This is a genomic window from Eoetvoesiella caeni (genome assembly GCF_003315175.1).
Classification (GTDB): Bacteria; Pseudomonadota; Gammaproteobacteria; order Burkholderiales; family Burkholderiaceae_B; genus Eoetvoesia; species Eoetvoesia caeni.
The window spans coordinates 1-17446 of the sequence record NZ_QNRQ01000008.1; the positions used below are offsets into that span (position 1 = coordinate 1).

The window sequence follows — 17446 nt, forward strand, 5'->3', positions numbered from 1 at the left end:
ACACCGCGCATCCTCCGATTTGCAGTGTCGAACCCTATCAGATCAACCGGCCAAGATAGTTGTCGCTGACCGGTCAAGTTAATTGTCGCTGAACAGCCAGCCTGAACCAGCCTTTTACCGCATGGCGGACGTGTTACGGATTACAGCCTTGAGCCGTTCAAGTCTTTACCGTCGTATTGCATCAGGGGATTTTCCCGCTCCTGTATCGCTCGGTGGACGAGCTAAGGGATGGCGGCGCGCGGCATTATTGGAATGGATCGAAGATCCGGTGAGCTATCGGCCACTAACCCATTGTGTGAAGGAAACCAGCTCCGCTGGTGGCCGTGTCAGGCGTGTTGCAGCGGCCACGTCCCAGTCATAGGCTTAGGCGTGGGTCAACACCAGGTGGCCGATTGGCTCTGCTGTCTCGCGCACACGAATTTCGATGTCGTAGCCCAGGCGGTTCAGACAATCCATCAGTTTGCGTTCGGAGAAGTTCGAGAACTCGCCGCGCAGCAGACTCGATACCTTGGGTTGGGTCAGGCCCATGCGCTTTGCCGCTTCGGCCTGGGTCAATCCGCGCTCGCGAATGGCTTTGGCAATTTCTACGGTCAGCCCAGACTTGATCTGGAGTTTGTCGGCATCGGGCAGGCCCAGGTCGGCAAACACGTTACCCGAACTGGCTTCGACCTCAATCCCTTCGACAATGCGTTTACTCATTTCTCAACTCCTGTGCGACGATCGCAGCGGCTTTCATGCGCTGACGGACGATGTCCATATCCGGCTTGGGCGTTTCGATACCTCGCTTGCTCTTCTTTTGAAAGACGTGCAACACGAATATCGCTTCAGCGAAACGCACGGTGTAGACAGTCCGGTAAGTGCCGCCAGTATCGTCTTCGACAATTTCTAGTACGCCAGCACTGCCAAAGCCCTTTAGCACTTTCGCTGCTTCGTGCTGTTCGCCGCGCTGGGCAGTGTCGAGCGCATGGCCGAAGAGCTTTCGTACGGCCACCGGCAGAGCCAACAGGTCTTTCTTGCTGCTGCCAAGCCAGAAGAGCGGTTTTATGGAGGAAGGCTTCATGTCAATATACCATTTCTGGGATGTTTCGGACTGCTGGTGAACGCAAGTAGGCGTAGGCTACGCCCGCTTGAGCCAGAGGACGTTTTCCGCAAGCTTGGGCATCTTTCCCGCTTCCAGTTGGTCCAGAAAATCCGCCCATTGCTGCACCATCACCTTGCGCTGAGCCAAGAAGGTGGCGCGGTCGTAGCTGGCGCCCAGTTCTTCTTTCGATACGTGCGCCAGGTGGCGTTCGATGACATCAGGCTCCCAACCGAGATACTCGCGGATCATCGTGCGCGCGGTGGCACGAAATCCATGGCCTGTGATCTGTTCTTTGGTGTCGTACCCCAGTGTGCGCAAAGCCGAGTTGATCGTGTTTTCGCTGATGTAGCGTGACTTGTCAGAGCGCCTGGCCATGTTGGGGAACACAGGGCCGGAGGGGCCGGTAATCGGCAGCAGATCCTCTAGAATCCGTCGCGCCTGGCGTGACAGGGGCACGATATGCGCAGGGGTGCGGCTATCGCGTTTCTGCCATTCGCGCATTTTCATGTTCTCTGGCGGGCAGCGCCACAATCCCTTTTTGAGATCGACATCTTCCCAATGAGCCAAGCGCAGCTGGCCGGGCCGCTGGAAGACCATGGGGGCCAAGCGCAGGGCGGCAACGGAAATGAAGTTGCCGGAGTAGGCGCGCATATCCCTCAAAAGCTGGCCCAGTAGCTGCGGGTCAGTGATGGCGGCGTAGTGGCGGCCGCGTGGTGTTGGCAAGCCGCCTGTGCGGTTGTTGACGAAATTCTGGGCCGGTTCCAGTACGCCGGTATCCACAGCGTACTGATAGACGTGCTGGACGGCCTCGCGGACACGCTGTGCCGTTTCCAGGTTGCCGCGATCCTTGATGCGATGCAGGCATCGAACGATTTCTGGGGGCCTGATAGCCTCCATCGCCTTGTCACCCACCCACGGGAATACATGAATCTCCAGATGACGAGTGACCTTGCTTTTGTAGCCGGCAGACCAGACGCGATCTTTGCTGGCACTTTCGAGCCAGGCGCGCGCCATCAGCTCGAAAGTATTCATCTTCGCGATTTTGGCTTGCTCTTGCTGCTCTCGTCGGGCGTCTTGCGGGTCGATGCCTTGAGCGCGCAGTGTGTTCGCCTCTCTGGTGAGTTCGCGTGCCATTGCGAGGGTGATCGTTGGGTAGGCGCCTAAGCCGATCTTGATTTGTTTCGTACCGGATTTGTACCGATAGAGCCAATTTTTGCTGGATGCGCGCACGCGCAGGTAGAGGCCATCGCCGTCATTCAGCATCTGTTCTTTGGTGCTGGGCGAGAGGGTGCGGATTTTAAGGTCAGTCAGGAATCCCATAGGTGTACCCCTGCAAAAAGAAAACTGGGTACAACCAGTCTAGGGTACACCTTGGGGGGCACGCAACGTTGGGATTTGCTGAAACTTGATGGAACTTCATGGGTTAAGTTTTCAACCTAACCGCATGATTTTTTTGAGAATTTGGTGCAACTTGAACCTGTTTGGAACAAGCCGTTGGTGCCCGGGGCCGGAATCGAACCGGCACGCCTTGCGGCGGGGGATTTTGAGTCCCCTGCGTCTACCAATTTCACCACCCGGGCATATCAAGCAGATCGCTTTGAAGAACTCCAAAGCGGGTAGAAAGAGCGTCATTATACGCTACTTGAAAAAACGTGCTTTGCCCCCATTGTTCAAACGATAAGCTCGAAGGGTGCCGGCCCTTTATTGTTTCAACTTCTTTTATGTGAATTGATTATGACGCAAGCAGAACCATCCACTCTATCTTCTGAAACGCTGGGTTTTCAGGCTGAAGTCAAGCAGTTGCTGCATTTGATGATCCATTCGCTGTACAGCAACAAGGAAATTTTCCTGCGCGAGCTGGTCTCCAACGCGTCGGACGCGTGCGACAAGCTGCGCTTCGAGGCTATTGACCAGCCCGACCTGATGCAGGGCGATACGGATTTGCGGATTCGCGTGGAATTTGACGCGGACAAGCGCACGGTTACAGTTTCTGACAATGGTATCGGGCTGTCGCGCGAAGAGGCTATCTCTAATCTTGGCACGATTGCGCGTTCGGGCACGAAGGAGTTTTTCTCCAAGCTTACGGGCGACAACAAGAAGGACGCGAATCTGATCGGCCAGTTTGGGGTTGGGTTTTATTCTTCGTTTATTGTTGCCGACAAGGTTTCGGTGCTTAGCCGGCGTGCCGACGCAGAAGCCACCGACGCGGTGCTGTGGGAATCGGACGGACAGGGCGAGTTTTCGGTAACTCAGGTTGAAAAGGCCGACCGGGGCACGTCGGTTACGCTGCATCTGCGCGAAGGCGAGGACGATTTCCTTAGCGGCTGGAAGCTGCGCGAGGTGCTGCGCCGTTATTCGGACCATATTTCCTTGCCGGTGCAGATGCTGAAGGAAGAGTGGAACGAAGAAAAGTCGGCCCAGGTCAAGACTACGGAATGGGAAACGGTTAACCAGGCCAATGCGCTGTGGACGCGCCCGAAATCGGACATTACTGACGAGCAGTACCAGGAGTTCTACAAGCATATTGCGCACGATTACGACGATCCTTTGGCCTGGACGCACAATCGGGTGGAAGGCCGCAGCGAATATACGCAATTGCTGTTTTTGCCCAAGCACGCGCCCATGGACCTGTGGGACCGCGAGGGCAAGCGCGGGGTGAAGCTGTATGTGAAGCGCGTATTCATTATGGACGACGCCGAACAATTGCTGCCGATGTACCTGCGTTTTGTGCGCGGGGTGATTGATTCGGCCGATTTGCCGCTGAATGTGTCGCGTGAAATCCTTCAAGAAAGCCGCGATGTGCGGGTTATTCGGGAAGGTTCGGCCAAGCGGGTGCTGTCGCTGCTGGAAGATTTGGCCGAGAACAAGCCCGAGCAGTACGCGGCATTCTGGGAGCAGTTCGGCCAGGTGCTGAAGGAAGGCGTGGGCGAAGATGCGGCCAATAAAGACCGTATTGCCAAGCTGCTGCGCTTTGCGACGACGCAGGGCGAAGGCGCGGCGCAAACGGCTTCGCTGGCCGATTATGTTGGGCGCATGAAGGAAGGGCAGGACAAGATTTACTATGTCAGCGCCGAGTCCTATGCCGCCGCCAGCAATAGTCCGCACCTGGAGATCTTCCGCAAGAAGGGGCTTGAAGTGCTGGTGTTGTCTGATCGCGTAGACGAATGGATGTTGTCATTCCTGCGCGATTTCGAGGGCAAGACGCTGGTGTCGATTGCCAAGGGCGGACTGGATCTTGACCAACTGGCCGACGAGGAAGAGAAGAAGCACCAGACCGAGGCGGCCGAGAAGTTCAAGCCGCTGGTCGAGCGCTTGAAGACGGCCTTGGGCGACAAGGTAAAAGATGTGCGCGTTACGGTGCGCCTGGTGGATTCGCCAGCTTGCGTGGTGGTGGATGCCAACGAGCTTAGCCCGCATTTGCTGCGCATGTTGCAGGCGGCCGGGCAAGAGGCGCCGCAGGTCAAGCCTATACTGGAAATTAACCCGGAACACGCGTTACTGGGCCGTATCCAAGAGGCTTCGGACGCGGACTTCGGCGAGTGGGCCTTATTGCTGCTAGACCAGTCCATGCTGGCCGAAGGCGCGCAGTTGGCCGATTCGGCGGCGTTTGTTAAGCGCCTGAACAGCTTGTTGTTGAAGGGCTAGTCGCGCAACGGCTCCGGCCTTGCGGCCGGAGTTGTTCAATCAACGCTTGAACCTAAGCCAGTGGCGGCAGCTCGCGCAGCAGCCACTGGCTTTCGCGCGCGTAGCGCCGCCAGTGGAATTTGGGGCCGGGGTCGGTCTTGCGCTTGGGGGCTATGTGTTCGTGGCCGCGCACGGCGCTTAGGTTGTGGCGTGCGCGCAGGGCGCGAGTCAGGCTTTTAAGGGCGCTGTATTGTTCGTCGCAATAGGGTTCGGTGTCGGTGCCTTCCAGCTCGATGCCTATGGAAAAGTCGTTGCAGCGTTCGCGCCCTTTGAAGCTGGACACGCCGGCGTGCCAGGCGCGGTCGCCGGTGGCGACGAACTGAACGATCTGGCCATCGCGGCGTATAAGAAAGTGCGCGGCAACCGTCATGCCTCGCAGGCATTCCAGCCAGGGGTGGCTGCTGTAGTCCAGCCGGTTCTGGAAGAAGTCGACGATTTCGGGGCCGCCGAACTGGCCGGGCGGCAGGCTTATGTTGTGGATGACCAGCAGGGTGGGCTCGACCGAGCGCGGCCGGGCGTCGCAATTGGGCGATGGCGCCAGCAAGACCCCGGCATGGGGTCTAAGCCAGCCTTGTCTGTCCAGCACCAGTCCGCTCATTGGTGGACTCCTAGTTTGGCGTGGTCTTTGCTGCACCAGGTCTGGCCGTTTACCAGCAGGGCTTCAGAGCGCGGCATGTGTATGCCGCAATGGGCGCAGCGCACCATGGCTTCGGGGGTAGCGGCGGCCTTGTTTTTGCTGGGCGCCAGCGGCGGCACGCGCGGCTGGTCTTCTTTGGCGGCCTGGCGGGCCAGCAGGCGTGCAACGAACAGGCCGCCTATGATTACCACGATCCAGAATACGATCTTTCCCACATTAGCCTCGTTGCAATATAACGTCCAGCACAAACCGGCTGCCTGTATAGGCCAGCATGACAAAAGCAAAGCCCACCAGGGTCCAGCGTAAGGCCTGGCGCCCGCGCCAGCCGCGGGCGTAGCGGCCCAGCAGCAGCACGCCGAAGGTTATCCAGGCCAGCAGTGTGAAGATGGTTTTGTGGTCCATGGGCAGGATGGCGTGGCTGATGCCCAGGGAAACAATGGACCCGGTAATGATGGTAAGCGTCAGCATGATGAAGCCGAACCAGATCAGCCTGAACAGGATGTGTTCCTGTACCAGCAGGGGCGGCAGGGATTCCAGCGCGCGGCTGATGCCGCTGCGGTGTTCGGCCTGTTCGACGGGGCGGTGCAGGTAGCGGTCGAGCATGGCCATCAGCATGGCTTGCAGTGCGGCTATGGTGATAAGCCCATAGGCAATGAAGGCGATGATCAGGTGGGTGCGCAGCCATTCGTTGTTGGCGTGGTCGATTAAATGGGTATGGGGGAACAAGGCCGCCAAAACCGTAACCAGGGTCGCTGCGGGAAGTAAAATAAGCAACAATCCGTCGATGCGCTGGGCCAGGCTTTCAAGCCAGAATACAATCATGCCCAGCCAGATGGCGACCGAAAGCGCCAGCGCCCAGCCCAGGTGCAGGTGGCCGCCATGCAGCACGGCGCGTTCTACCGCTATGGCATGCAAAACTATGGCGCCCAGCAGGCAAACGCGCTGGATATGGCCGGTTTTGGCCTGGGGGCCGTTCTTGATCAAAGGGCGCCATAGCGCTACGCCTAAAATGGCGTAGGCCAGCGCAGCCAGCGAGTGAAATACAATGTCAGCAGACATAGTCCTTGAGTTCAAATGGGACAGACGGGGCATAATGCCCTGATCACGGCATTTTAGACCGTATCCAGTTATACCAACTAGTTTAAGCGAAACCATCGACATGCTTGAAAATCTTACCCAGCGCCTGTCGCGTGTCGTCAAGACGATGCGTGGCGAAGCGCGCCTTACCGAATCCAATACCCAGGACATGCTGCGCGAAGTGCGGCTGGCCTTGCTGGAAGCCGACGTGGCGCTGCCCGTAGTGCGCGACTTCGTGGCCCGCGTCAAAGAGCGCGCCCTGGGCCAAGAGGTGGCCGGCAGCCTGAATCCGGGCCAGGCGCTGGTGGGCGTGGTGCACAAAGAACTGACCGTGCTGATGGGTGGCGACCAGGGCGCCGAGGGCAGCGAGCTTTCGCTGGCCACGCAGCCGCCGGCTGTCATCTTGATGGCGGGTTTGCAAGGGGCGGGTAAAACCACCACCACCGGCAAGCTGGCCAAGTGGCTTAGCGAAGGCGGCCACGTGCAGCAGGGCCGCAAAACAGGCAAGAAAAAAGTGCTGGTCGTCAGCGCCGACGTTTACCGCCCCGCCGCTATCGAGCAGTTGAAGACGGTGGCCGGCCAGGTGGGCGTGGATTTCCTGCCTTCTGATTCGTCGCAAAAGCCGGCCGATATCGCGCGCGCGGCGCTGGACCATGCCAAGCGCCATCATTACGATGTGCTTATTGTCGATACGGCGGGCCGCCTGGGCATAGACGAAGCCATGATGCTGGAGATCCGCGAACTGCATGGCTTGCTTGATCCTATCGAGACCTTGTTCGTGGTCGACGCCATGCAGGGCCAGGACGCCGTCAATGTGGCCAAGGCGTTTGCCGACGCCTTGCCGCTGACCGGAGTGGTGCTGACCAAGCTGGACGGCGACTCGCGCGGGGGCGCGGCGCTGTCGGTGCGCCACGTTACGGGTAAGCCGCTGAAGTTCGTGGGCATGTCCGAAAAGCTCGACGGCTTCGAGCCGTTTCATCCAGAGCGCATGGCGCAGCGGGTGCTGGGCATGGGCGATATTGTTTCGCTGGTCGAGCAGGCGCAAAAGAACGTCGACATGGCCGAAGCCCAAAAGCTGGCAGCCAAGATCAAGTCGGGCAACAAGTTCGACCTGAACGATTTCCGCGACCAGTTGCAGCAGGTCAAGAAAATGGGCGACATGGGTTCTATGCTTGAAAAGCTGCCGGCGCAGTTTTCGCAGGCGGCCAGCCAGCTGCAGGGCGGCCAGGCTGAAAAGCAGTTGCGCCGCACCGAAGGCATACTCAATTCCATGACGCCGGCCGAACGCGCCAAGCCCGAATTGCTGAAGGCTTCGCGCAAGCGGCGCATTGCCACAGGCGCCGGCGTGCCGGTGCAAGAGGTGAACCGCATGCTGACTCAGTTCGAGCAGATGCAGGGCATGATGAAGATGATGAAAAAAGGCGGCATGGCCAAGATGATGCGCGCCATGGGCGGGCTTAAAGGCATGGGCAAGGGCGGCTTTGGCGGCATGCGCTAGGCGTGTTTTAAGGTGCTGTTTGCCTTTGCAGCAGTTTGCACCTTCTCAATAAAAAAACCGGCGCTCTTTTGGGAGCGCCGGTTTTTTTGTGGCCCTGTGGCTTGGGCCGAAGTGGCGGCTAGGCGGCGCGGTGCTTAGCCTCCGCCCACGGCCACCACGATTTCTATGGCGTCGTTTTCGGCCAGTTCGGCCTGCGCATGCTGGCTTTTGGGAACGATGTCGCCGTTGCGTTCGACGGCAATGCGTTTGCCGGTATAGCCTAGCATGGCGATCAGGTCCTGGATGGTGCGGGCTTGGCCGCAGTTGTGCGGCTTGCCGTTAAGCGTGATGTTCATGGCGTACTCTTTGGGTTCTAGGGCTGGCCGGCGAATTTGTCGGTTGCCGCCAGCAGTTGGGCCAGGTTGCCGGGTTCGTCGAAGGCATGGCCGGCATTGTCGACCAGGTGGAATTCGGCGCGCGGCCAGGCTTTGTGCAGTTCCCATGCGGTTTTGGCGGGGGTGCAGGCATCGTACCTGCCTTGCACGATAACGCCCGGTATGCCGCTCAGCTTATGCGCGTCGCGCAGCAACTGGCCTTCTTCCATGAAGCCTTTGTGCACGAAATAATGATTCTCGATGCGGGCAAAGGCCAAGGCCGCCGCGTCGCTGACGTGCGACTGGCGGTGCTTTTCGCTGGGCAGCAGGGTGATGGTGCTGTCTTCCCATTGGCTCCAGGCATGCGCCGCCTGCAGTTGCATGGCGCCGTCGGGCGAGACCAGGCGCTTGCGGTAGGCGGCAATCAGGTCGTCGCGCTCTTCCGGCGGAATGGGGGCCAGGTAGCCTTCCCAGGCGTCTGGAAACAGCCACGAAGCGCCTTCCTGGTAGAACCATTTCAGCTCGGCCTGCCTTACCGTGAAAATGCCGCGCACGATCAGCGCGCTGACGCGTTCGGGATGGGTCTGCGCATAGGCCAGCGCCAGCGTTGAGCCCCACGAACCGCCGAAGACCAGCATTTGCTCGGCCGCCAGCACTTCGGTGCGCAGGCGTTCGATATCCGCAACCAGATGCCAGGTTGTGTTGTTTTCCAGGCTGGCATGGGGGGTGGAGCGCCCGCAGCCGCGCTGGTCGAACAGCAAAACGTTATATCGCTGCGGGTCGAACAGGCGCCGGTGCGTGGGCGAACAGCCGCTGCCCGGGCCGCCATGCAGGAAAATGGCGGGCTTGCCTTCAGGGTTGCCGCAAAGCTCCCAATAGACTTGGTGGCCGTCGTCCGTTTGCAGAAAGCCCTGGCGGTAGGGTTGGATGGCAGGATACATATCAGGCGCGGCGCTTGAAGATAAGGTCCCACACGCCGTGGCCAAGGCGCAGGCCGCGGGTCTCGAACTTGGTTTGCGGGCGGAAGTCCGGGCGCGGCGCATAACCTTCGCAGGTATTGACCAGGCTGGGCTCGCCGCCCAGCACAGCCACCATTTGTTCGGCGTAATTTTCCCAGTCGGTGGCGCAATGGATATAGCCGCCCGGCTTGATGCGGCTGGCCAGCAGTTGAATGAACGCCGGCTGGACCAGGCGCCGCTTGTGGTGGCGCAGCTTGGGCCAGGGGTCGGGAAAGTATATGTGCACGCCCGCCAGCGAGTCCGGCGCAATCATGTCGCGCGCCACTTCCACGGCGTCGTGCTGAATGATGCGGATGTTCTGCAACTGGGACGTTTCAATGCGCTGCAGCAGCGCGCCCACGCCGGCATTGAACACCTCGACGCCCAGGAAGTTGTCTTGCGGCCGGGCCAGCGCAATCTTTTCAGTGGTCTCGCCCATGCCGAACCCAATTTCCAGCACCGTGGGGGCGCTGCGGCCAAAGGCCTGCTCCAGGTTCAACAGCGCCGGGCGATAGGCCACGGACCATTTGGGCAACAGCTCGTCCAGCGCAACTTGCTGCCTGGGCGTAATGTGGCTGCGCCGATGCACGAAGCTGCGGATATGGGCGCTGCCGGGATGTGGTTTGGGAGCCTCGGCGGCTTCCATGCCGGCCGTTATGTCCGGGTTCTGGGAGGAGGGAGTATTCGTCATGGACGAATTATAAGATAGCCGGTGGTATCGCTCCGCTGCCGCGACGCTGCCAGGCCAGCACGCGTACATCTTGCGGCGACGTGTCCTCCAATGCCCAAGTGAGAGCGGCGCGGGCGCCTGGAAAGCCGACTTCCGACGCCCGTGTGAGTTTGCCAAGTACGCGCTATAATTTCGTGCTCTGCAACATCACAAAGCAGCATTGCTGCGGCGATTTCAGCCCAGGCGGGTGTCGTATAATGGTCATTACCTTTGCTTCCCAAGCAAAAGACGACGGTTCGATTCCGTTCACCCGCTCCACTTCGACTTTCCAGGGACTTTCACCGAACGCCATGGAACGCCGCAAGTCGTTGTCATGATTGATGATTTTCACCAAACATCGATCCACTGACATCCAGCGAGAACCACTGACAACCGGCCCAAACTGGTACAAAAAGTGGCCCAAACAATGTGCGAGGTTCCCAATCCGCATTGTTGCTGGAGGAGCTGGCGCTAGAAGAGAACGATTGCATTCAACTCGCCTTCTGGAGTTGGACATATGCTCTCGGACCTCATGGCTCGGCAAGCCAAGGCCACCGGCAAGCCGTACTCGCTTGCCGATTTCGACGGCCTTTACCTCTACGTCTCCGCCATCGGCAGCAAGGTATGGCACTTCCGCTATTCCTGGCTGGGCAAGCGTGAGCGCATCACCTTTGGCGGCTATCCGGCGCTTTCCCTGAAAGACGCTCGCAATCTGCGCGACGAGGCCCGGGCCATACTGGTCAAGGGCATCAACCCGCATTCGGAGCGCAAGCGCAAGCGCCACGCCATCGTCCTGGCGGGCGAGCACACCTTCCAGGCCATCTACGACAAATGGCTGGCCCACCGCAGCCTCTCTCTGGAAAATGAGGGCCGCCAAAGTACGCCCAAGCAGATCGGGCGCGTCTTCGCCAAGGACGTGTTTCCCGTATTGCGCCACCTGACCATCTACGACGTCACCCGCGCCCACCTGCTGGACATCATCGGCAGAGTGGAAAAGCGTGGCTCGCTGTCGGTGGCCGAGAAGCTGCGCACCTGGTTCAGCCAGCTATTCACCTACGCCTCGGTGGTGGTGCCCAACATGGGCGACAACCCGGCCAAGGATTTGGACGTGGTGGCGATGCCGCTGCCCCCGGTGGAGAACAATCCCTTTTTGCGCATGCCCGAGCTGCCGGCAATGCTGCAGACGTTGCGCAAGTACAGCGGTCGCCTGAATACGCAACTGGGTCTACGTCTGCTGCTGCTCACGGGCGTGCGCACCGGTGAATTGCGCTACGCCACGCCCGATCAGTTTGATCTGGAGCGCGGTCTGTGGATCATCCCGGTTGTCAGGCTCAAGCAACGCAAGCAGCTCACCAAGAAGAAGCGCCAGCGTTTCGCCGACATCCCGCCATACATCGTGCCACTGTCGTTGCAGGCACAAGAGGTCGTTCGTCATTTGCTGGGAAATCTGAAGCCAGCACAGGTGTATCTCATCCCCGGTGATTGGTGCCTGAAAAACCCTCTGAGCGAGAACACGCTCAATGGCGCGCTCAAGCGTATGGGCTATGAAGACCAACTCACTGGGCATGGCGTTCGCGCCACCATCTCGACTGCGCTCAATGAATTGGGGTATCCGCCCAAGTGGGTAGACGCCCAACTTTCGCATGCCGATCCGGATCGGATCAGCGCGACCTACAACCACGCCGAGTACGTCGAGCAACGCCGCGTCATGATGCAGGACTGGGCCGACCGGCTGGACTTGTTCGAGCAGAATCAGGTCGAAGTTGCCAGCACGCACTTGACCATCACGTTGCAGGGCCTGCCCACAATCGCCGGACAGGCGGCAGCGCAGCCGCCCGCCCTGAATCCAAACGCCCCTCAGTTGATCGTTGCGCCTGCACCCGATGCACCAGCGGTTCCAGCTTCCGTCTATCGACTTTCGGCGGTGCATCTGCCCGAGTACGCGCGACCCACGCTGTCAGAGGTGCAGCGCGAGCGCTTGCAATTGCTGGAGATATTCGAGGCATCCCACAACCTGTCGGTGGCCGATTACGCCAAGCTGGTTGGCAAGTCCCGCCGCTGGATCACTTACGAGATTCAGGCCGGCAATCTCCTGTCGATCCATCTGGGTCACCGTGGGCAGCGCGTCCCGGACTGGCAACTCGACCCCATCAAGCGCAAGCTGATTCAGGCTGTCCTGAAGCTGGTGCCGCGCGGTATCGACACCTGGCACATCTATCACGCACTGCTGCGGCCATACGATGCCCTGGGCAAGTGTCCAGTCATCGAGGCCGTCGATCCGACCAACCTGCATCTTGCAGCTCGACTGGTCGCCGCACATGCCATAGAAACCGATGAGCTTGCAGAGCAATCGGAGGCGTCTCCGGTGCTGGCCAGGCAGACTGTAGAGCGCCTGGTAAAAACGGCAATGTTGGTTGATATGCCCGAAGATCCCGTCGCCCGTTGAGCTGAGGCCGGGCGGCAGCACCGTCCGGTCAAGGTCAAAGGAGGGAACGTCGATCGCTTCGCATGGCCGCCCATCCGTCTTCTGCGCGGCCAACTCGCAATTTCCACGTTTTGGCAGGCAGCGTTTAGCGTCGGATCAGCGCTCGGCAGTCACCATAGGCGACTTCTCGGTAATGCTATCTCGCTATATCAGTATCTCGATCGGATATGACACCAGCGGATTTTCGTTGCCAATCTCAAGCCCCGATCAATAGATTCCGAGCGTTCGCCGCTTTTTGAAACCGCTGGCGCATCAGACCATACCGATACGGTTTTGCGAGAGCAGCCACTTCTCACGATCCTGATAGCGCAAGCGTCACTGTCGAGCCGCGACAGACGCTCGGTTTTCTTGTGCCCGATGGATTTTTGCACATCGAGCACACAACGCCTACTCGTTGCGCGAACTGATCAGAAGTCATCAAAAGCGGGCGTCATCACTCGCGTCTTGCGCGGACAACAGGCCGACCATGAGGACGGCTGCAAAAGCAGTCGGCCCTGTAGTTCTTCTCCTGGAAGGAGACGGAGCATGCACGAGAACAAAAATGATGCACCAACATCAAAGGTGTTCTACCGCCCGCTCGAAGCGTCCATCCGCTGGGCCGGACTGCTGCGATACGAGCAGGTGATCCTGGCTTCGGTCTCGTCGCCTATGGATCTGCCGCAGTCGCTGGACTGCCCGCGTTTGGGCGAACTGCGGCTGTACACCGACCGCATCTATGACGGCATCCTCAACGGGGAACTGCCCTTCGGGCAGCATGGCATCACGACACGCGACACCGCGTTGATCGAATCGCCTGATCTGACGGTACGTCATGTCGATCTGAAGTGCTGGATGCGCCAGCACTACCCCGAGCAGCGGCCCGGCTTTCTCTTCTCCCGCGGCGAGCGCATCACCCATCCCTTCATCTCTCTGGAAACAGGGCAAGCCATGCTGGTCGAACGCCAGGCTTTGAAATCCGTCCTGGAACAGACCAAACGTCAGCTTCGCGAGTTGCAGGACAAGCATGACGCGCTGCTCAAGCAGCCCACGGTGATTCCGGCATGCGCGCAGTGTCCGATCAGTGATCGAGCCGAGGCCACCTACCTGAACATCGTTGGCGGCCTGTTGGAGCTGATGCTCGGCCAGTCGCCATCGGGCACGCCGTACTCCAGCTTCAAGACGCAGGAGGCCGTGGTCAGCGCGCTGGTCGCCCATCACAGCGGTGCCATGGGCATCGCGGAGCGGACATTGAACGGCAAGTTCGCCACCGCCAGGCGCCGGCTGCGTAGCGCCTCCCGCTGAGATTTGCCAGCTTGTATGTGCAGTCGCGGAGATTGCATTTGCAATGTCTTTTCGCAGCCGTGTCTATTGAATAGAGGTCACGCCAACAAACGCCACTGAGCGTTCAGGAGTGACCGCCATGTCGCAAACACCTGTACTGCAGCCAAACGAGCGCCGCATCCTGCGCCTGGAAGAAGTCGAAGCGAAATCCGGTTTCAAGCGCGCCCACATCTACAACCTGATGAAGAAACGCCAGTTCCCGCAGGCGCTGCGTCTGGGCGTGCGCGCCGTGGGCTGGGACTCCATCGAAATCGATCAGTGGATCGACGAGCGCGTCAACAACAGGGCCTGACCCGTTCTCCCGCGGACTTTCCATCCTGACACGGAGAACGCCATGCAGGTCGTATCCATCATTTCAACCAAAGGCGGGGTCGGCAAGACCACCACGGCCGCAAACCTGGGCGGTCTCGCTGCGGACGCCGGGCTGCGCGTGCTGTTGCTCGATCTTGATGTGCAGCCCACCTTGTCCTCCTACTACGAGCTGGCCCATCGTGCGCCGGGCGGTATCTATGAATTGCTGGCCTTCAACGAGCGTGACCTTGGCCAGCTTGTGTCCCGCACGATCATCGCGGGCCTGGACTTGGTGCTCTCCAACGACCACCGAGGCGAACTGAACACTTTGCTGCTGCACGCGCCAGACGGGCGACTGCGGCTGCGGCACCTGCTGCCGATACTGAACCCCCTCTACGACCTGGTGCTGATCGACACCCAGGGCGCGCGCTCGGTGCTGCTGGAGATGGCGGTGCTGGCCTCCGACCTCGCGCTGTCGCCAGTGACCCCGGAAATCCTCGCCGCCCGCGAACTGCGGCGCGGCACCATGCAGTTGCTGGAGGACATTGCGCCGTACCGGCAGCTGGGTATCGAGCCGCCGCCGCTGCACCTGCTCATCAACCGCGTCCATCCGGTGTCCGCCAACGCCCGTCTGATCCAGCAGGCGCTGCGCGATCTGTTCCAGGGCCACACCGGCATTCGGGTTCTGGCCACCGACGTGCCGGCCATTGAGGCTTATCCGCGTGCCGCGACGCGCGGTCTGCCGGTGCATCGGGTCGAGTACCGCCAGCCAGTGGGCAGAGTCGCTCCCGCCGCGCTCGCCACCATGCGCGATCTTGCCGGCGAATTGCTCCCGCAGTGGCAGGATCGATTTGCCGCAGTGTCCGGCCGTCCGCCACAGCCTCTTGATACCAGGAGGCCCCATGGCCAACGCACATGAACTGGCCCGAGGCCACAGCCGGCTGCGCGCCCTGATCGAGTTCGCCGTCGGCGAAGGCTGGCACGTCAAGCGCACGGCGGGCGGTCACCTCAAGTTCACCAAGGCAGGCTGCGCCGCGATCTACACCAGTTCGACGGCCAGCGATCACCGGGCAGCCCTCAACGCCCGTGCGCAGATCCGTCGTGCCGAGCGCGAGACCCGATCCCAAGCGCAGGGAGGCGGCCATGACTGAGATCACCTCCCAGCAGATGGCCGGCAAACTGCTTGCGTCCGGGTTCGAGCGCAGCGGCCCGTCAGCAACGACCTTGAGCGACCCGATCGCCGACACGCCCATGGTCGTGACGCTCGACCAGTTGCACCCCTACGACCACGACCCGCGCAAGAAGCGCAATCCGGTGTACGAGGAAATCAAGGCATCCATCCGCAAGCGTGGCCTGGACGCGGCTCCGGCCATCACCCGGCGGCCCGGCGACGATCACTACATCATCCGCAATGGCGGCAACACGCGACTGGCAATCCTGCGCGAACTCTGGTCGGAGACCAAGGACGAACGCTTTTTTCGGGTCTCATGCCTGTTCCGCCCGTGGCCCGAGCGTGGTGAGATCGTCGCGCTCACCGGGCATCTTGCGGAAAACGAACTGCGCGGTGGCCTCACCTTCATCGAGCGCGCTTTGGGCGTCGAGAAAGCGCGCGAGTTCTACGAACTGGAAATCCGCTCCACCCTGAGCCAGTCCGAGCTGGCTCGCCGCCTGGCCGCCGACGGATACCCCGTGCAGCAATCGCACATCAGCCGGATGGCCGACGCCGTACGCTACCTGCTGCCCGCAATCCCGACCGTGCTCTACGCCGGCCTGGGGCGTCACCAGGTCGAGCGGTTGTCGGTCATGCGCAAGGCCTGCGAGCGCACCTGGGAGCATTACGCCAAAGGCCGCTCACTGGTTCAGGACTTCGACGAGTTCTTTCAGGAAGTGCTGTCGCAATTCGATGTCCAGGCCGACGAGTTCTCTACGCAGCGCGTACAGGACGAACTGATCGGCCAGATGGCCGAATTGCTGGACGTCGATTACGACGTGCTCGCTCTGGACATGACCGAATCCGAGAGCCGCCAGCGTGCCTTGGTCAGCGAGCCGACGCCGCCCTCGACACCGCCTGCCTTGCCAGAGCCAGAGGCCATCGCGCGCCCACCTGTCGATACCGCGCCACCCGCCGCGAAGCCTGCGGCAACGCCATCAACGGGCAAAAGCGACACGGATGGCAGCCTGCTTCAAGAGCACATCGTCTCCCCGGCGCCGACAACCGAACGGCTTGAGTCCATCCAGCGCATGGTCGCCGACCAGTTGGGCGATACACTGCCGCGCGACTTCTCGGCGAACGTCTTGCAGTCCATCCCGGTGCAGGCTGGCGGGCTCTATCCGATCTCGGATGTCTGGTACATCGCCCCCGGCCTGGACACACCCGAGCACCTGCGCATCCACGTCGCGCAGTTCGCCCGCGAGATTGCGGTCGAGGCAGACCTGGGCGAGTGCATCGATGACCGCCCAGACGGTATCGGCTTCGCCTGCCGTGCCCATACCTCAAGCCTGGCGCCAAAGGGCCGTGCCGTCCATACGCTGTTGGCTTGCCTGGCCGGTCAGCAGCCCGCCGACGTCGGTCTGGACAACGGGCAACTCGTCATCGACCTGCCGGCGCTGCTGTACGGCCAGGGCGACGTAACCCGAAGATTGAGCGACACCGCGCTGGTCAAGCTGTTCCGCCTGCTGCGACTGGCCCGCCGCCTGCTCGATCTCGAAGCCGGCGCTGCGGACTCTGGAACCTAAGCGAGGGAGGCCAGCATGTCCACAGCACACCCACTCAACCAGGCTGTCATCGCCCAGGCCCTCTATGACCTGCGCAATGGGCAACTGCGCCGCTGCAAACTGATGGGGTTTGGCGAGGCAGAGCTGGACGCCCTCAAGCATCCCGCGCTGATCAGCGTGCTGGCCAACGCCAACGTCTCCTGGTGCTCAGTGACGGTCAACCGCGAAGTGCTGCGGCGGCTGCTCCAGCAGGCGCAGGACGTGGAGAAGGAAATCGCCACAGTCGATCGCATGCTCAGGCTGGGCGCGAGCACGGAGATGGTCAGCAAGTTCTATGGCTTGACGCATCAGGAAGTGGCTCTTCGCCGTGAAATCCTTGGTCTGCCCAAACGGAAGGGTCGGCACCCCGTGCTGGACGAGGAGCAGGACACGGAGCTGTGGCGGCAATGGAAGGCCGTGACCAACAGCAGGACCGTCGATCTCGAAGACGAAACTTCCATCCTCGATGCCGCCATGGACTTGGCCGAAGGCATGTCGCTGCCTCTGTCGGTGGTCTGGGCCTCGATCAAGAGCTGGGTCGATCAGGGACTGGCTTGAG

At 60.7% G+C, this 17446-nt stretch carries 19 protein-coding genes and 2 tRNA genes; 11 read left to right on the top strand and 10 right to left on the bottom strand.

Annotation, left to right across the window (positions count from 1 at the left end):
• The first annotated feature begins 121 nt into the window (after positions 1-121).
• A complete protein-coding gene (locus DFR37_RS14405; RefSeq protein WP_113934030.1) occupies positions 122-361 on the top strand; it encodes a helix-turn-helix transcriptional regulator in 240 nt (79 codons plus the stop codon).
• A gap of 2 nt (positions 362-363) precedes the next feature.
• Here DFR37_RS14405 and DFR37_RS14410 read toward each other — a convergent pair whose 3' ends face one another.
• The 4 genes from DFR37_RS14410 to DFR37_RS14425 all read right to left on the bottom strand — a co-directional run bounded on the left by DFR37_RS14410 (position 364) and on the right by DFR37_RS14425 (position 2661).
• Complete coding sequence (locus tag DFR37_RS14410) at positions 364-699, bottom strand: helix-turn-helix domain-containing protein (RefSeq protein WP_113934031.1); 336 nt, start codon at positions 697-699, stop codon at positions 364-366.
• On the bottom strand, positions 692-1060 hold the full coding sequence (locus DFR37_RS14415) for a type II toxin-antitoxin system RelE/ParE family toxin (RefSeq protein ID WP_113934032.1): 369 nt from the start codon (positions 1058-1060) through the stop codon (positions 692-694). Before DFR37_RS14415 ends, DFR37_RS14410 begins: the two co-directional genes overlap by 8 nt.
• Before the next feature lie 57 nt (positions 1061-1117).
• A complete protein-coding gene (locus DFR37_RS14420; protein ID WP_242341873.1) occupies positions 1118-2344 on the bottom strand; it encodes a tyrosine-type recombinase/integrase in 1227 nt (408 codons plus the stop codon).
• Positions 2345-2576: 232 nt separating this feature from the next.
• Positions 2577-2661: transfer RNA gene (locus DFR37_RS14425), tRNA-Leu, on the bottom strand.
• Between the two features lie 154 nt (positions 2662-2815).
• Here DFR37_RS14425 and htpG point away from each other — a divergent pair.
• Positions 2816-4726, top strand: a complete 1911-nt coding sequence (gene htpG / locus DFR37_RS14430) for a molecular chaperone HtpG (protein WP_113934034.1) — start codon at positions 2816-2818, stop codon at positions 4724-4726.
• A 52-nt stretch (positions 4727-4778) separates the two neighbouring features.
• On the opposite strand, the gene ampD is transcribed toward htpG, so the two are convergent.
• The 3 genes from ampD to DFR37_RS14445 are packed head-to-tail and all read right to left on the bottom strand — an operon-like array spanning position 4779 to position 6461.
• Complete coding sequence (ampD, locus tag DFR37_RS14435) at positions 4779-5363, bottom strand: 1,6-anhydro-N-acetylmuramyl-L-alanine amidase AmpD (RefSeq protein WP_113934035.1); 585 nt, start codon at positions 5361-5363, stop codon at positions 4779-4781.
• Complete coding sequence (locus tag DFR37_RS23020) at positions 5360-5617, bottom strand: PP0621 family protein (RefSeq protein ID WP_113934036.1); 258 nt, start codon at positions 5615-5617, stop codon at positions 5360-5362. Before DFR37_RS23020 ends, ampD begins: the two co-directional genes overlap by 4 nt.
• Before the next feature lies 1 nt (position 5618).
• The gene (locus tag DFR37_RS14445; protein ID WP_113934037.1) at positions 5619-6461 is read right to left on the bottom strand and encodes a cytochrome C assembly family protein; all 843 of its coding nucleotides are present in this window, start codon (positions 6459-6461) and stop codon (positions 5619-5621) included.
• A gap of 100 nt (positions 6462-6561) precedes the next feature.
• On the opposite strand from DFR37_RS14445, the gene ffh reads away from it, so the two are divergent.
• Positions 6562-7977, top strand: coding sequence for a signal recognition particle protein (gene ffh, locus DFR37_RS14450; RefSeq protein ID WP_113934038.1), 1416 nt, complete (start codon positions 6562-6564; stop codon positions 7975-7977).
• Positions 7978-8111: 134 nt separating this feature from the next.
• Here the strand turns inward: ffh and thiS are convergent, their stop codons facing one another.
• From thiS to trmB, 3 genes are read right to left on the bottom strand one after another with little or no spacing between them, the layout of a single operon-like run.
• On the bottom strand, positions 8112-8312 hold the full coding sequence (thiS, locus tag DFR37_RS14455; RefSeq protein ID WP_113934039.1) for a sulfur carrier protein ThiS: 201 nt from the start codon (positions 8310-8312) through the stop codon (positions 8112-8114).
• Positions 8313-8329: 17 nt separating this feature from the next.
• Positions 8330-9271, bottom strand: coding sequence for a prolyl aminopeptidase (gene pip, locus DFR37_RS14460; RefSeq protein ID WP_113934040.1), 942 nt, complete (start codon positions 9269-9271; stop codon positions 8330-8332).
• 1 nt (position 9272) lies between these two features.
• Positions 9273-10019, bottom strand: coding sequence for a tRNA (guanosine(46)-N7)-methyltransferase TrmB (gene trmB / locus DFR37_RS14465; RefSeq protein ID WP_113934041.1), 747 nt, complete (start codon positions 10017-10019; stop codon positions 9273-9275).
• A gap of 222 nt (positions 10020-10241) precedes the next feature.
• Here trmB and DFR37_RS14470 point away from each other — a divergent pair.
• The 8 genes from DFR37_RS14470 (at position 10242) to DFR37_RS14505 (ending at position 17445) form a co-directional block, all read left to right on the top strand.
• A tRNA-Gly gene (locus DFR37_RS14470) sits at positions 10242-10316 on the top strand.
• Positions 10317-10554: 238 nt separating this feature from the next.
• Entirely contained in the window at positions 10555-12483 is a 1929-nt protein-coding gene (locus tag DFR37_RS14475) for a tyrosine-type recombinase/integrase (RefSeq protein ID WP_113934042.1), read from the top strand.
• Positions 12484-13047: 564 nt separating this feature from the next.
• The gene (locus DFR37_RS14480) at positions 13048-13803 is read left to right on the top strand and encodes a hypothetical protein (protein ID WP_108233275.1); all 756 of its coding nucleotides are present in this window, start codon (positions 13048-13050) and stop codon (positions 13801-13803) included.
• Between the two features lie 118 nt (positions 13804-13921).
• Positions 13922-14134 carry an AlpA family transcriptional regulator gene (locus tag DFR37_RS14485; protein WP_014603611.1) on the top strand — a complete coding sequence of 71 codons (213 nt, stop codon included), beginning with the start codon at positions 13922-13924 and terminating at the stop codon, positions 14132-14134.
• A 42-nt stretch (positions 14135-14176) separates the two neighbouring features.
• Positions 14177-15052 (top strand): ParA family protein, encoded by an 876-nt coding sequence (locus tag DFR37_RS14490; protein ID WP_113934043.1) that lies wholly within the window; start codon positions 14177-14179, stop codon positions 15050-15052.
• On the top strand, positions 15036-15284 hold the full coding sequence (locus DFR37_RS14495; protein ID WP_012205954.1) for a hypothetical protein: 249 nt from the start codon (positions 15036-15038) through the stop codon (positions 15282-15284). Before DFR37_RS14490 ends, DFR37_RS14495 begins: the two co-directional genes overlap by 17 nt.
• Positions 15277-16869, top strand: coding sequence for a ParB family protein (locus DFR37_RS14500; protein ID WP_113934044.1), 1593 nt, complete (start codon positions 15277-15279; stop codon positions 16867-16869). The genes DFR37_RS14495 and DFR37_RS14500 overlap by 8 nt, the downstream gene beginning before the upstream one ends.
• A gap of 15 nt (positions 16870-16884) precedes the next feature.
• A complete protein-coding gene (locus tag DFR37_RS14505) occupies positions 16885-17445 on the top strand; it encodes a DUF2857 domain-containing protein (protein ID WP_008267477.1) in 561 nt (186 codons plus the stop codon).
• The last annotated feature ends 1 nt before the right edge of the window (position 17446 follow it).